This window comes from Streptomyces sp. NPDC001027 (genome assembly GCF_040299045.1).
In the GTDB taxonomy this organism is placed as follows: domain Bacteria; phylum Actinomycetota; class Actinomycetes; order Streptomycetales; family Streptomycetaceae; genus Streptomyces.
This window is the reverse complement of record NZ_JBEPBI010000004.1, coordinates 63,726-77,621: the sequence shown is the minus strand read 5'-3', so window position 1 is coordinate 77,621 and position 13,896 is coordinate 63,726. Positions and strand designations below refer to the sequence as shown.

16 protein-coding genes are annotated in these 13,896 nt (G+C 71.6%); all 16 read left to right on the top strand.

What is annotated here, in order from left to right; all coding sequences use genetic code 11:
• Positions 1 to 28: 28 nt before the first annotated feature.
• The 16 genes from ABT300_RS02930 (at position 29) to ABT300_RS02855 (ending at position 13,494) form a co-directional block, all read left to right on the top strand.
• Positions 29 to 538, top strand: coding sequence for a hypothetical protein (locus ABT300_RS02930; RefSeq protein ID WP_351671183.1), 510 nt, complete (start codon positions 29 to 31; stop codon positions 536 to 538).
• Positions 424 to 1,641, top strand: a complete 1,218-nt coding sequence (locus ABT300_RS02925) for a DUF8094 domain-containing protein (RefSeq protein WP_502977867.1) — start codon at positions 424 to 426, stop codon at positions 1,639 to 1,641. The genes ABT300_RS02930 and ABT300_RS02925 overlap by 115 nt, the downstream gene beginning before the upstream one ends.
• A 17-nt stretch (positions 1,642 to 1,658) precedes the next feature.
• Complete coding sequence (locus ABT300_RS02920) at positions 1,659 to 2,177, top strand: hypothetical protein (protein ID WP_351671178.1); 519 nt, start codon at positions 1,659 to 1,661, stop codon at positions 2,175 to 2,177.
• 170 nt (positions 2,178 to 2,347) lie between these two features.
• Positions 2,348 to 3,100: a glycosyltransferase gene (locus tag ABT300_RS02915; protein WP_351671334.1), complete on the top strand. Its 753-nt coding sequence runs from the start codon at positions 2,348 to 2,350 to the stop codon at positions 3,098 to 3,100.
• Positions 3,100 to 3,633: a hypothetical protein gene (locus tag ABT300_RS02910; RefSeq protein WP_351671175.1), complete on the top strand. Its 534-nt coding sequence runs from the start codon at positions 3,100 to 3,102 to the stop codon at positions 3,631 to 3,633. The genes ABT300_RS02915 and ABT300_RS02910 overlap by 1 nt, the downstream gene beginning before the upstream one ends.
• Positions 3,634 to 3,925: 292 nt before the next feature.
• Positions 3,926 to 4,378, top strand: coding sequence for a hypothetical protein (locus ABT300_RS02905; protein ID WP_351671331.1), 453 nt, complete (start codon positions 3,926 to 3,928; stop codon positions 4,376 to 4,378).
• On the top strand, positions 4,375 to 5,565 hold the full coding sequence (locus tag ABT300_RS02900; protein ID WP_351671172.1) for a hypothetical protein: 1,191 nt from the start codon (positions 4,375 to 4,377) through the stop codon (positions 5,563 to 5,565). The genes ABT300_RS02905 and ABT300_RS02900 overlap by 4 nt, the downstream gene beginning before the upstream one ends.
• Positions 5,566 to 6,083: 518 nt before the next feature.
• Complete coding sequence (locus ABT300_RS02895) at positions 6,084 to 6,305, top strand: hypothetical protein (protein ID WP_016572176.1); 222 nt, start codon at positions 6,084 to 6,086, stop codon at positions 6,303 to 6,305.
• A 194-nt stretch (positions 6,306 to 6,499) separates the two neighbouring features.
• A complete protein-coding gene (locus ABT300_RS02890; protein WP_351671328.1) occupies positions 6,500 to 7,642 on the top strand; it encodes an AAA family ATPase in 1,143 nt (380 codons plus the stop codon).
• Positions 7,639 to 9,438, top strand: coding sequence for a vWA domain-containing protein (locus ABT300_RS02885; protein ID WP_351671169.1), 1,800 nt, complete (start codon positions 7,639 to 7,641; stop codon positions 9,436 to 9,438). The genes ABT300_RS02890 and ABT300_RS02885 overlap by 4 nt, the downstream gene beginning before the upstream one ends.
• A 219-nt stretch (positions 9,439 to 9,657) precedes the next feature.
• Positions 9,658 to 10,107, top strand: a complete 450-nt coding sequence (locus tag ABT300_RS02880; RefSeq protein ID WP_351671166.1) for a hypothetical protein — start codon at positions 9,658 to 9,660, stop codon at positions 10,105 to 10,107.
• Between the two features lie 101 nt (positions 10,108 to 10,208).
• A complete protein-coding gene (locus tag ABT300_RS02875) occupies positions 10,209 to 10,634 on the top strand; it encodes a hypothetical protein (protein WP_351671163.1) in 426 nt (141 codons plus the stop codon).
• Positions 10,631 to 11,476 (top strand): relaxase/mobilization nuclease, encoded by an 846-nt coding sequence (locus ABT300_RS02870; RefSeq protein WP_351671160.1) that lies wholly within the window; start codon positions 10,631 to 10,633, stop codon positions 11,474 to 11,476. Before ABT300_RS02875 ends, ABT300_RS02870 begins: the two co-directional genes overlap by 4 nt.
• 13 nt (positions 11,477 to 11,489) lie before the next feature.
• The gene (locus ABT300_RS02865) at positions 11,490 to 12,185 is read left to right on the top strand and encodes a hypothetical protein (RefSeq protein ID WP_351671157.1); all 696 of its coding nucleotides are present in this window, start codon (positions 11,490 to 11,492) and stop codon (positions 12,183 to 12,185) included.
• 23 nt (positions 12,186 to 12,208) lie between these two features.
• Positions 12,209 to 12,967: a hypothetical protein gene (locus ABT300_RS02860; protein WP_351671154.1), complete on the top strand. Its 759-nt coding sequence runs from the start codon at positions 12,209 to 12,211 to the stop codon at positions 12,965 to 12,967.
• On the top strand, positions 12,964 to 13,494 hold the full coding sequence (locus ABT300_RS02855; protein ID WP_351671151.1) for a hypothetical protein: 531 nt from the start codon (positions 12,964 to 12,966) through the stop codon (positions 13,492 to 13,494). Before ABT300_RS02860 ends, ABT300_RS02855 begins: the two co-directional genes overlap by 4 nt.
• Positions 13,495 to 13,896 lie beyond the last annotated feature (402 nt).

The following is a 13,896-nucleotide window of genomic DNA, read 5'->3' as shown; positions in this document are numbered from 1 at the left end:
GTTGACGCTGTCCGATCCTGACCAGCGGATGCTGCTGCACGACGTCGCCGACCGGCTCAACACCGTGGCCGACCACCTCCCGCTCCCCGACCAGATCCAACCGGACCCGGCCTTGAGCGAGATCCTGGACGACGAAGTCCGCCACCTGGCCCGGCTGCTGACCTACCTCGCCGGCGAGACCGCCTTCCGCCACCGGGCCGCCGCCCGCTACCCGACCCGCGTCACGGCCACCCACCAGCGCTCCACGCTCGCGCTCGCCCGAGCCGCCGAGCCCACCGGTGCCGCGCTCGCCGCCCTCGGCGCCGCCGTCCACCACCTCGGCCTCCTCGCCGACCTCACCCACCAAGCGCCTGGTCCCGCCCGCTCCCGGGCGATCGCCTCCGCGCACCAGGGTCTCGTGGACCGGCTCGGTGAGAGCCGCAGCTGCCTCGCCCGCGCCGCGAAGCAACTGCGTGCCGCCGCCGATACACGGGCGGCACCGGCCGTGACCGCGACCTTGCCGCCGACGGCATCCGCCACCGCATCCCGTACCCGCTAACCCGCCATTTCCCGGAGCCCCTGATTTCCCTGCACGCCTCCGCCCGCCGCACCGCCCTCCTGCTCACCGCCGTATCCGTCGCGCTGACCGCGTCTGCCTGCGCCGCCTTCGGCAGCCCGGACGCCGACACCACAGCCACGGCCACGGCCACCGGCAGCGCCTCCCCCTCGCCGACCGCCGAGCCGGCGCTGAGGAAGAAGGAGGCTCTCGCCCAGATCTCCCGCTACTCCAAGATCAACAATGAGGCCAACACCGACACCGACCGAAGGCTCCTCGCCACGATCGAGGACGGCCCGCTGTACGCGATGTCCGTCTCCGACTACACCGAGACCGAGGGCCTGCCCAAGGCGGACCGCAAGCCGTACAAGCCGTGGTCGTACGACACCTCCACCGCCAAGCTGTACATCCCGCGCTTCGCCGCCGGCCAGGACCGCTGGTTCGCCGCCGCCCTCTCTGGCGAGAAGGGCAAGGCCCCGAGCCGCATTGCCGTCTTCGCCGAGCAGCCGAAGGACAAGCGGTGGGAGATGGTCTCCGTCGTCGACCTCGACGGCAAGAAGCTGCCGGACATCGCGCTCGACCGAAACGGCAACGCCACCGCGGTCGCCGCCACCGGCAACAAGCAGCTCGCGGCCGACGCCAACGTGCTGCGCACCGCGGTGATCGACAACTTTGCGACCGGCGGGACGAACAGCGGCACCAAGGTCTTCGACCCGACCAAGGCCAGCAAGCAGCAGATCAAGGTCCACGACGAAACGACCCGCAAGTTCGGGAAGCTGGGCACCACTGTCTTCGCCGGGGGCACCAACCGGTTCACGGACGCTTACGCGCTGAAGACCAACGACGGCGGCGCACTGCTGCTGTTCGCCCACACCCACACGCAGACCGACGCCGTCGCGCACTCCGGGCTGCAGATCAACCCCGGCAAGGACGACAATGCCTGGCTCCACCGCATCCCGCGCACGTCGGTGACGTACACGTTTGTCTGCGCCGACGCCGCCACCGTGCCCGCGAAGGCAGCCCCGTCCCGCCTGATCGGCTACACGTGCGCCCGCACCGACGCCTCCGGCCCGCCCGTCGGCTCCGCGCCGACGGACCGCGCATAGCCCGGCGGAGGTGAACTGTGTCCCTGCCGCACCCCGACTTCGAGCTGTACGACAACGTCGGCCGCACCAGCGAGCAGATCGCCGCCCATCGGGAGGCCCGGCCGACCGCCGACGACCTGCACCGTTGGGCCGCCCATGACGCACGGGAGTTCGCCACCTCGCTCCCCGCCGAGGACGCCGGCCAGAGCATCAGCGACTGGACTCGCCAGCTCTACCGGGCCCGAACGGCTGCCGAGTTGCACACCGTCGCGCAGGAGGTCCTCGGTGACGGGCACGGCGGACTCGGCGAGCTGCACCTATTCCTGGAGACCGCGGCCGAGTGGTGCGAGCACAACCAGGAACCGATCATCGCCAGCCGCTACCGCCAGCACGCCGAGCAGCTGTCCGCACTCGGTGACCAGCTCGCCTACCTGGGCGAGGACCTCCTGGCCAGCACCTACCGGCGCAAGAACCGGCCAGCGCCCGGGCAGCCCACGCCCGCCGTCGCGATGACGCCTGCCGCACCGACTGCGTCGATGCGCCGCCCTGCCCGCTGACCTCGCTCACGACAGGAAGACCCTCTGTCCACTCGCTCTGTCATCGCCCAGCACTCCGCCCCCGACGGGTCCGACGCAGCCCCGGCGAAGGCCCACGCCCTGCGCCCCGCCACGCGCCGCTTGTCCCCCTCGTCTTCCCGGAGCCTTCCCTGCCCTCGCACACCACGCCCCTGATCACCGTCGTCATCGCCAGCCGCCTGCGCGAAGACCGGCTCGACTACCTGACCGCCATGCACGCCAGCCTCGCCCGGCAGTCCGTGCCGTGGGAGGCCGTGATCGCGCTCGACGGTGCCTCCCCCGACCGTCTGCCGGCCCCGCTCGGGCGGGACTCCCGCGTCCGCACGCTTGTTCTGCCCCGCCCGGTCGGCGCCGCCTGCGCCCGGAACCTGGCCCTCACCCATGTCCGCACCCGGTACGTGAACTGGGCTGATGACGATGATGAGTTCACCGACGACGCCATGTCCGTACGGCTGAACATCCTGGAATCGACGGGGGTCGGCTGGTGTGCGGGATGGAGCGAGGACCGGCACCCCGACGGCTCGACCGCCCTGTGGCGATGCCCCGTGCCGCCCGGCCGGCACGAGGCCGGCGACGTGTGGACGTACTGGAAGTCACCGGCGGACACCATCCCCATCGGGCCGACCACGATCCTCGCCCGCACCGACCTGGTGCGCGCCGCTCCGATGGGCGGGCTCGTCCAGGGCGAGGACTACTGCGCCGCCCTCGGCGTCACCAGCCTCGCCCCCGGGATCCTGCTTCCCCTGCCTGTCTACCGGTACCGCAAACACCCTGGCCAGATGACCCGCCAGGACGCCTATGACGTCCTGGAGCCGGAGGCTCGGCGGCATGCGTGGAACTACGGACGCAGCCTGCGAGCCGCCCTCCGCGCCCGGGAGACAAGCGCTGCGGCGGGGGTGATCTGATGTCTTCCTCCGTCACTCCGGCCACATTCGACTATCTGGCCAGGCGTCTGGAGGAACTGGCCGCCTCATTCCCCACCAGCCCCGACGCCGTCGACCTGGTCACGCTTACCGACGACATCGGCGTGCTGGCCCACCATCTGCAGCACACCATCGAACACGCGCAGGAACGGTTCACCACACCGCAGACGGTCTACCCGCCCGAACGCGTCGCCCTGGTCCAGCTCGCCCGGGCCGCCGCCGGTATCACGCGAGTTCTGGACACACTCGCCGAAGCCCTGACCTACGCCACGACCGGCTTCCAGCGCGAGGCCGTGGAGGATCTCAACCGCTCGCCTCTGCGCAACGACCCCGAAGTCCTGCGGATCATGACGGCCGAGAAGTACGTCGCGGCCCGCGCACGCCTGCACCACACCGCCGCCGCCCTGCGCCCGACCTCCACCCCGGCACCGCCTGGGCCGTCCATACCGCGCACGACCGGCCCACGGACCCAGCCAGCTGCCGCCGCCCAGTCACGGCAGCCGAACCGCCACTGAACGACACCCGCAGACCCCGGGATGCCCCCGAACCCTCTTGCCGAGATCCGGCTCGCCTACAGCCGCGCCGCCGCCCTGGCCGCCATCGCCCACGGCGAGCAGTACCAGTGGGCCAACACCGCCTTGGACCAGGCCGGCCTTCACCAAACGGGACGACGGAAGCGACAGCATGCCCAGCCCCGACGTCCGCCCAGCCCTCCCCCGGCGGACCGCCCCCTTGAGACCAGCCCGGCGTACCACGACCCACCCGCCGTCCCCTCGCCGCTGACCAGCAGAAAGAAGGAATCCTTCTCTGTCCGACCACTTCCGCTTCCGTGCCCATCCCGAACACGGTTTCGTCGCCACCGCCGCACCGAGCTTCACCCCTCACCTGGCCGAGTGGTTCCTCGTCCGCGAGCAGTTCGAGCCCGTCCCCTTTTCGCCGGGCCTGTACCGGCTCACCAAGCCGGAACGCGATGGGCTGCGCCGTACCCGCCAAGCCGTCCACGACCTGCGCAGCCTCGGCTACAGCGTGCAGGCCGACATTCGCCCCGACCCGTCCCTCTCCGCCGGCCCACCACGCCCGGACCGGCCGAACGGGCTCCAGGAGCGCCGCAGCCGTCTCGCCCAAGCAGCAGCCAGCCGAACGACGCAGCGCGCCACACCGCCCACCACTTCCCCGCCCTCGGCCCGACCGATCCCACCGAAGCCCACCTACGCACCGACCGTCCACCTGACGGCCTCGGGCAGTGGACGGTCCCGATGACGCCCGCGAGCAATCCGACCCCAGACGGCTCCGTCCCAGTGGCACCGGAACTCACGGACAGTGCACGCAACTTCCGGCTGCGGATGGCGGTCATCGACCGCGAAAGCGAGGCCGCGCTCGACATGACATGCGACCGCTACGGTCGCACCGTCCACGCAGGCGCCGCGGCAGCCGCACGGGCCCACCGCAACAGGGCGGCGGTGGAGGCGTACACCACCCATCTCGCCCCGCACGCCGATGCTCTGCTCGATGCCGCCCGCCGTGCGCTCGACGAGCTGCCACCGGCCCGGCACCTGGCCGGGTGGCGGGCCGTGCTGGACGCCCTGGCCGCCTCCGCCGCCGAGATCCGCCGGGCCCTCGACCAGCCGGATACCCCCGGCTCCCCGGCCGAACTCTCGCGGCATTCGGCCCTGTGGCCACACCTCACCGCCTGGGCCGACCACAGCTCCATCGCCAGCAACCTTGCCGACCAGCGCAAACACCACCGCCACAAGGCCCCGCTGACCGACGAGGAACAGCAGATGTGGACGGAGATGGCCCAGGCCGCGCAACAGCGAGGCGAGCTGGAGCGGACCGAGTCGTGGTACGCCGCCGACGGGCAGCCGATCACCCTCGCCCACCTTGTCGAAGACGACGACTCAACGCTGGTCGCGCTGCGAGGCGACCCGGACGCGCCGGGCTGGCACGTGATCGGGCACTACGCCCACGAATACGAGGCAGGAAAGGTACTGCCCGTCCCGGTCCCGCCCGGTGTGCTGCACGCGGACGTCTCCCGGTTCAACCGCCCTGCGCCGGTCCCGGAGGTGTCGCTGCAGGAACTCATCCGCGACGTCGTCGAAGGCCGGACCGCAGGAGACGCCTCCGAAGCTCTCCTCGGCGCCGTCCAACGCGGCTACACCCCGGGCCCGATGGTCCGTCTCCAGGAACTCCTGGAGACCAGCGGCCAGTTCGCCAGCGCGCTGGAGACCGTGCAGGGCCGCCAGATCGCCGCCCGTCTCTCGGCGCTGGGCCGGCAAATCGAGTTCCTCACCCGCGAAGTCGAAGAGGCTGCCGAGGACCTCGGCGCGACCGTCGCCGTCCTGCCGCCGCACCGCACCCCCGTGCTGCGAATCCGCCCGCGCCCCGCCGTGGACACCACACCCCCCACTCCGCCGCCCCGCACCAGCACGCCTGCCCGCCACCGCTGACCAGGGAGGAAGCGCCCGTTGCCCCTGACCGCACCCCGCGGCTCCGGCGCCGGGCATCACCTACAGCGCGGTGCTGGGGAGCCCGTACGTCGCCGGCCTCTTCACCCCCCGCAAGCCGCACCAGCGAGGCGTACGCGTGGCTGATCGTCTCGATCGGCACCGGACAGTTCGTCGGCACCACCGGACGCCGGTACCTCCGCCCGCTCCGAGGCCGGCACAAGACGCCCTGATCAGGGCGCAAGTCCCCTACTTTTCAACCCTTTTAAGGAGATCCGCTTATGGCTGTTGTTGGTACATCCGGCTATCAGAACGTGCGGAAAGGCGAGTCAGGTAGCTGTGGGGCGGTGAGGGCCGCCCTGGAGCGTGTCGGCAGTCATTGCCCATCGTTCGTGGTCCAGCCACGCACCGTTGATGTGCTGGAAGCTCCGGGCCCGCCTCGCCTTCGCCCAACACCCCACCGCTTTTCCGCCACCACCGATAGGAGATCCGCTTTGCCCGAAGGACCAGCAGAGCCGTTCATGACGATCCGGCACACCATCACCGGCGAGATCACCACCACCGGCTACAACGCCGCCGCCCGGCGGATCCTGCTCCAGGCCGGCTTCGAAGAGACGCCAGGCTGCGCCTGCCGAGCGACGGAACCCGGTACGGAGCGGACGCACGGGCCTGCTCGGCAGCCAGCGAGCTGCTCGTCGCCGGCCATCCCCTGCACCTGGACCGAGCCCTCGGTCGGCCGGTGAGCGCCGACGGTACACCCCGGTCGGCCCGGTCGCCGATGTCGGCACAGTCCGTGATCCGCTCCGAGAGCGGCCAGCCTCCCCAGCGCATCGCCAACCCAACCCGCACCCGCACCTGTTGAAGGACCCTCGTTTTGACCACACCCGGACCGCCTACCAGTCCAGCGCGCACCAAGGGCGGCGAACTACGGGCCAAGGTGGCCCGCCTGCTGGCCGACCGGCCGGCGGACACGCTCACCATCGGGGACATGGCCAGGCAGCTGGGCCACTCCCACGGCGCCGTCCGCAACGCCGCCCTCACCCTGGTGCGACGCGGCGAGGCCGACCAAGGCGGAAGGGGACAACCGGAGTTCCGCGCGAACGCGAAAACCGCCGCAGCCGCGCAGACCGCTGTGATCAGCCCACCGGGCACCCACTCTCCCCGCACCCAGACAACCACGGCCCGCACAACCACTCCCGCAGCAGCCACGCCCAGGCAGACCGGCCCGATCCGCCGCGCGGGGGGCCAGCTCTACCACCCCCGGGAGCTGGCCGATCTGCCCGACGTCGAGGCGCTGAATCGCCTGCGCGACGCCGACGTGCCGGTGCTGCTCTACGGCCCTCCGGGCACCGGCAAAACGTCGCTGGTGGAGGCGGCGTTCGAGGACCTGCTCACCGTCGCCGGTGACGGCGACACCACAGTCGGCGACTTGATCGGCGAGTACACACAGGACGACGCGGGAGCCTACGTCTTCCAGTACGGTCCGCTGGTCACCGCGATGACCGAGGGCCGCGCCCTGCTGATCGACGATGCCACCTTGATCTCACCGAAGGTCCTGGCGGCGCTGTATCCCGCGATGGACGGGCGCAGGCAGATCCAGGTCAAGGCCCACAAGGGCGAGACCATCAAGGCCGAGCCGGGCTTCTACGTGGTGGCGGGCCACAATCCCGGCGTCCACGGCGCGGTTTTGACGGAGGCCCTCGCGAGCCGGTTCAGCGTGCAGATCCAGATCGGCACGGACTATGACCTCGCCCTGGCCTTGAGGATCGATGCCCGGGTGGTCCGGGTCGCCCGACACCTCGCCCTCCAAGTCGAACTCGGCGAGCTGGGCTGGGCCCCCCAACTGCGGGAACTGCTCAGCTACCAGAAGACCGAGGCCGTCCTCGGCACCAAAGCCGCGCTCGCGAACCTCGTCGGCATCGCTCCTGTGGAGGATCGCGACGCCGTCGCCGACGCCGTCATCAAGGCAGTCGGCGTCAAGAAGATCGCTCCCCTCACCCTCGGCAAGCAGCTCCCCGCCTCAGCCGCCCGGCAGCCCCCGGGCAGCACCGGCTCCGCACACCGGGGCCGCTCGCGATGAGCGCCCACCACCACGTCCAATCCCCCGCCACCACCCGGGACGACGACGCCGACCTCGCGCGATGGGACGACGACGGCGCCCCACCCGCGCAACCCCGTTCCTCCCCGCACTTGTGGCTGCGCGTGGGAGCCGAACTCGGCGACCGGCTAGTCGACCTCTCCGGCCGCCCACACCTCCTCGTCACCTGCCGCCCCGGCACGCGCACCGGCGCACCGGCCGCGTTCTTCCCCACGCTGGGAGAGGTCGAGTTCGACGCCGGCCTGTTCGCCCCGCTTAAGCCCCACGAGATCCATCCGCGGATCGTGGGCGACGAGGAGCGGTATCCCGCCGCCTGGGGAGTGTTCGTCCACGAGGCCGCGCACGCGGCCCACTCCGTCTGGACACAGCCTGCCGGAGCGGACCCCCGTGTCGTCGAGGCCGCGCTCCTGCTGGAGGAGAGCCGTGTCGAAGGCGCACACCTGATCACGCGGCCCACGGACCGCACGTACCTGCGCACCAGTGCCCGAACCCTGGTCATGCCCGACATCGCCCACCCCACCCTGAAGGGCATCGAGCACGCCGCCGCCGTGGCGGCCCTGGTCCTCGGCCGCCGTGACGTCGGCATCCTGGACGCCGGCGAGACCCGGGCCGTCGCCGATCTGTGCGAAAAGGTACTGGGCGCCAACCTGCTGGCCACCCTCACCCGCATCTGGACCGCAGCCCACCAGTGCGCCGACCACGACGCCACGACCATGCTCGCGCACGCTCAACAATGGTGCGACGCTCTGGACGCCGCGGCCCCCGCCCTGCCCGTGCCGGAGAACCTCACCGATCTGCTGTCCGGCGCCGTGGGGGCCGTCATGGACAGCACGGCCGCCACCGACGCCGCCGACCTCGCGGCACAGGCCGCAGCGGCCAACGCCATGGCCGCGCAGTCCAAGGCGCAGGCTCAGGACCGCGCCCAGCGGGCCGGCCAGCGACGCAAAGCCGCCGCCACCGCCAAGTCGGTCTTCAACGCCCGTGGCACCACCGTCACCCCCGACGGCACACCAGCGCCCTACGGCAACCCGGTCACCGGCACCCGCAGGCCCACCGCCGCCGAGCAGAATGCCGCCGCCCGCCTGAGCCGCGCCCTGCGTGCCGCCGCCTACCGCGAGCGGACCGAGGAGCGGACCACCAGCCCCACCCCGCCCGGCCGCCTCAACATGCGCGCGGCCCTCGCCCGCGACGCTCAGCGCGCGGCCGGGTCGGTCCCCACCGCACAACCGTTCACCCACACCCGCCGCCGGAACTCCCCCACCCCACCGCTGCGTGTGGGTATCGCCGTCGACGTCTCCGGCTCCATGCGTGCCGCCTGCGCGCCCGTCGCGTCCGCTGCCTGGATCGTGGCACGCGCAGCAGCCCTGACCGACCCCGACTCCCTTACCGCCACCATCGCCTATGACAGGCACCTGACCGCACTGACCCGACCCACCCACCGAGCACCAGAGCGCGTGACGACGTTCGATGCCCAAGGCGGCCACCACAACCTCGGCGACGCCATCGACGCACTCGACCACGGCCTCGAACTCAGCCGCCCCGGCGCCGGCCGCCTCCTCGTGATCGTCACCGACGCCCGGTACGGCAGCGACGAAACCGCTCAAGCCGTCACCCGTGTCAAGCAGCTCACGACCGCCGGCTGCGCCGTACTCCAACTCACCCTCACCCCAAAGTCCCACCACCTGCCGGGAACCACCTTGCTGCACCTACCCCAGCCCTCCAGCGCTCCCGCCGCCATCGCCACGGCGGCCACAGACGCCATCCGCAGGACACGCTGAGACGACGCAGAAGGCGGAAGCGTCCCCGAGACCACCACCAAGCACTCCAGACCACCTCCGCAGGCCAGCCCATGTCGCGCGCCGCTGTACCCCCACCATCTGTCTGCTCGACCGCACATACCCGGCCTTAACCCCTGAACTGCCCGCCACGGCAAGGAGATCACCCCGAATATGGCTGTCCGTACGACCTGGAAAATTGTCCACAGCTGTGGACACGAAGTGGCACACAACCTGTCCGACCGACCTGCCGACCGGCGCGCCGGATTCGCCCGCTGGCTCGAAGGCCGCGACTGCACCGACTGCTGGAAGGCCGCCCGCGACGCCGACACCGAATCCAAGGAAGAATGGCTCGCGGCCAAGCGCGCCGCCGAGCAGGAGGCTGCCGTCGCGTGGGCGAAGCAGTTCGACATGCCGCAGATGGAAGGCCCGGCCAAGGCCCTGGAGTGGGGCGAGCGCTCCCGCCACCAGCTGATGACGGCCGCACACACCGCGCTGGTCGTGGAAGGGACCTGGGACGAGGCGGACTGGGCGGAGTTGGAGGAGAAGGCCCGCTCCACCACCGCCGCCGGATGGTGGATCGACCAGCGCGACGCCGAGGGCACTGACCTGCTCGAACTCCTCAACGCTGCAAGCGAGAACGACCGCGGTACGGAGAACCCGTTCCGTTGACGGCAGGGGAACATAGCCGGGAAACGCCGGTTAGCCAAACCGGCGTTCCTCCGGACCATTGTTCCTCCCACCGCCGCCACCGATTGCGTTGGAAGGAACTCATGTCCCAGCCCCCGCCCACTTCGGCGTTCGCGCCGACGCCCGACCCGCTCACCCCCGCCCGGGACATCACGCACCAGCACTTCCAAGCCGGCGACACCGTCGTCGTCCTGAAAGGGGTGGCCGGCGGGGAACTGTGGGGCGACGCGATGCGCGTCGTTGCCCCGTCCTGGCACACCCCGACCGACGAGGACGGCTGGCGGCTGCGTGATGCGACCGGCGGAGCCCAGACCTACGTCACCGGCCACCCCCGCTACCTCGTGCACCTCTCGCGCCGCTGCCCGGACTGCCTGATCTACCTGCGGGCCATGGAAGACGCGCTCCTGCCGCGGTATGCGGGCCGTGACGAGCTGATCGACTGCGGCTGGTACACCACCACCGCCCTCAACCAACTCGTGCACATCGCCGACATCCGGGGCGGCCGATGATCCCCCGCCTCAACGAGCGGACCCACACGCCGCACGACCCGCTCGCCGAAGCGCTGGGGCGGCTCATCTCGCCGAATGAGGGCCTGACGGAGTACACGGTCGTCGCTCACTGGCCGGGCCTGGATTACTTCGCCCCGGACGACGAGCAGAGGACCTGGACTTCCGTCGAGTGGGCCGAGCACCTCGAAGATCCTTACCTGGAGCATCCGTTCGCGGTCAGCCCGGACGGCGACCGAAGGCCGATCCTCCACATCGACGTCCGGCTTCATCCGGACGACCGGGAGCTGACCGGACCCGAGTGGGCTGAAATCGCCCACCGGCTAGCGCGGGCCGCCGGCATCGAGATTCCCGGCAAGGAGGACGGCTGCCGGTGGATTGCCGTTCAGGCCCAGTCCGGACGCATCGATGTGATCGCCAACCTGATCCACCTCGACGGGGCAGGGCACGCTCCGCCCGCCGACATCCTGCGGCGCCTTGCGGACGAGGCACGCCGCATCGAGCAAGACCTCCACCTGATCCCCATCCGCTCCGGCCCCGCGGCGCGGCCCGCAATCCGCACGGCGCCCACAGCATCGGCCCAGCTCGCGAGCGTCCTCACGCAGCTTGCCGACGAGCAGGTCGGTCCGCTGGCCACGGTCCGCGGACTCGTCGAGCACACCGCGCACCGGATCGCCCGCCAGCCCGGCGCGGTCGGCACCGAAACGGCGCACCGCCTGGAGCTGATCGCCCGCCGCCTCCATGCCATCCAGCAGGACCTGGACAGCGCCGCAGCCCACCTGGTCCAGCCTCGGGTCGCGGCCGTACCGCCCGCCGCCCGGCGCACCGCCCACCGATCGCCGTAGGAGAAACGTCTCTTTGCCCCTTGCCGACCGATTCCTGGACATCCGCCACGACCCGCACTCCGACGAACTCCTCGCCCGCGGCGGGGACTCCGAGGCACACAGCATCCTCCAGCGCGCGGGTTTCATCGCCGTCGTCCGTCTCCACGAGACCTACCATCGCGCTCCCACCGGCCTCGCCGAAGATGACGACTCCTGTCTTGCCACCGACGCCGTCGCCCGCCTCCGGGCCGCCGGATACCACGTTGACTGCGCCCCGGACTTCGACACTGACGCCCGGCCGTCCAGTTACCTGCCGCTGGGCTTCTCCGTCGCCCACCTCGCCGAGCGCCTTCGCGACGCCACCACCACGGACGAGGCTGCCGACGCGCTGACCGAGCTGACCGCCGCCCACGACGGCATCCTCGCCGCGCTGGAGGAAGTGCTCACCGCCACCGCCGACTTCCACGACGGTCTCGGCCAGGCTGCCGACCCCTACACCGCCCGGCGACTGCGCTACCTCGCCGACGAGCACCTCCACATCATCCGCACCGACCTCGCCCACACCCGCAACGCCCTCGCCGACCGGCACGCCCAGCACCCCAGCCGCAGCACCTGCACCGCGAAGGTCCCCACCACCGAACGCGAACGCTCCGCCGTGTGCGCCTGCCCGCCCCCGCCGCGCACGCTCCCGGCCCCGCCGCCACCGGTAGCCGCCGGACTGCGCCGCTGACCCCCACCTCGCCCAAGGACACCATGCACAACCACGACACCTCCGAGCGCCTCGCCTCGTACGCCGACGTCCTCATCGGCGAACTCCCCGACACCTGGACCAACACTCACCTCCCGCCGGAAGCCAAGGACGACCTCGCCGAACTGGCCGACCGCATCTGGGACCTGGACCTGGTCGCCGCGTCCCTCGCCGAGCGCCCGCTTCATCAGGCAGCCGTCCTGAGCCGCCCCGACGGCGCCCAGCTCGTCCTCCTGGACCGGCACGACGCACGCGACGGCTTCCTCATCGCCGCCGTCGCCCCTCTCGCCCTGCCCGACGAGGCGTACCGCGCCGTCCCCGAGCCCAACGGCATCGCCCTGGCCGACGATCCGTTTCTGGGCGCCGAGCAGGTCGCCGGCGACCTGCTCGCCCGCTACGACAGCGCGCTCGCCCAGGTCCGGCACAACGCCCTGGGCGGCATCCAGCCCTCCCAGGCCGACCGGGTCGTCCTGACCTGGCAGCAGGACGGCAGCGTCGCCACCGCACCCGTCGACGACCGTGCCGGCGCGATCCTCGTCGCCCACGGCTTCGTCCAGGACCCCCAGAGCGGCATCTACCGCCTCGGCGGTGACGACACCAGGGCGCAGGCGCGCGCACTGCGCGAGATCGGCCCGCAGCTGGACGCGCTCGACATCGGCACCGCCCTCCAGCACCCCGCAGGCCGGACCGCGCCCACCTCCGCCCCAGCCCCCATGCCGGCCTCTCCGGCCAGCAGTCGTGCGTCGGCCACCAGGGCTCGATGAAGCGAACGGAGCCCGAGTTCTGGGTGCTGGAGTACATCACCATCACCAAGGATCCCCGCAGCAGCCTCGTCGTCGCCATCGGCGGCACCGAGAAGGCGGCGGACATCTCTCAGCGAACCGGCGGCTTCCTCTCCGCTGCCGGGCCGCGCGGTGATTACCACCGGCTTCCCCACGGCCTGCCCGTCGAGCAGCAGCGGCTGAAGGCGACCACCGCCTCGCACGCCCTGCTCGCCGCCGGTCACAGCGTCCACCTCGACCCGGCCCTGAACATGCTGGCCACACCGGACGGCGAACGTGACGCGGCCCTGCGCTACCTCGCCCATCTCGCCGAACGGGCCTCTGCGGCCAAGACCAGCAGTGAGGCTGCCGAGGTGCTGACCGAGATCGCCACCCCAGTCAACGGGCTGCTGCCCCTCACCAGGGAAGTGGTCGTCCGGGCCTGGAGCGCCACCAGTGACCTCCAGGGGACTTCCCCGGCGAGGAACCCGAACCCCTCGCACGGCTCGGGGACACCGCCAGCTCCCTGAGCCAGGCCGCGCACGTGAGGTCAACTGCACGCCCGACGTCTTCGACGAAGCCGCCTACCGGCAAGCCGTGCACGAGGCCCGCACCCGTGCAGCCCGTCCCTCCACGCAGCATCCGCCGCCGGCCAGCTCCCCCTCGCACCCCGCACCGGCCCGGCGCACCCCGTAAGACCGCCCGGGCGGCCCCGGCACTCTCCGGGGCCGCCCACCGCACCACTCAATCCCGGAGAAACCCGTAGCAGCCCGCACACCCCCGCCGATCAGCAACCGGCTCAAACCCCGACTCGCGACCGCGCTGTTCCGCCGCTATCTGCGCGCCTGCATCCCGACCGGCCCGAACCGCGCTTCCCCGCTGGCCGGCACCCGCCCGGAGGCCGTCCTCGCCGAGATCCAGCGCGCCGGCCA

Bases quoted from the DNA above. Each gene is read 5' to 3' on its own strand.
- ABT300_RS02930 (WP_351671183.1), top strand. From the start codon at position 29: ATGCTGCTGCACGACGTCGCCGACCGGCTCAACACCGTGGCCGACCAC.
- ABT300_RS02910 (WP_351671175.1), top strand. From the start codon at position 3,100: ATGTCTTCCTCCGTCACTCCGGCCACATTCGACTATCTGGCCAGGCGT.
- ABT300_RS02900 (WP_351671172.1), top strand. From the start codon at position 4,375: ATGACGCCCGCGAGCAATCCGACCCCAGACGGCTCCGTCCCAGTGGCA.
- ABT300_RS02895 (WP_016572176.1), top strand. From the start codon at position 6,084: ATGACGATCCGGCACACCATCACCGGCGAGATCACCACCACCGGCTAC.
- ABT300_RS02885 (WP_351671169.1), top strand. From the start codon at position 7,639: ATGAGCGCCCACCACCACGTCCAATCCCCCGCCACCACCCGGGACGAC.
- ABT300_RS02875 (WP_351671163.1), top strand. From the start codon at position 10,209: ATGTCCCAGCCCCCGCCCACTTCGGCGTTCGCGCCGACGCCCGACCCG.
- ABT300_RS02870 (WP_351671160.1), top strand. From the start codon at position 10,631: ATGATCCCCCGCCTCAACGAGCGGACCCACACGCCGCACGACCCGCTC.
- ABT300_RS02860 (WP_351671154.1), top strand. From the start codon at position 12,209: ATGCACAACCACGACACCTCCGAGCGCCTCGCCTCGTACGCCGACGTC.
- ABT300_RS02855 (WP_351671151.1), top strand. From the start codon at position 12,964: ATGAAGCGAACGGAGCCCGAGTTCTGGGTGCTGGAGTACATCACCATC.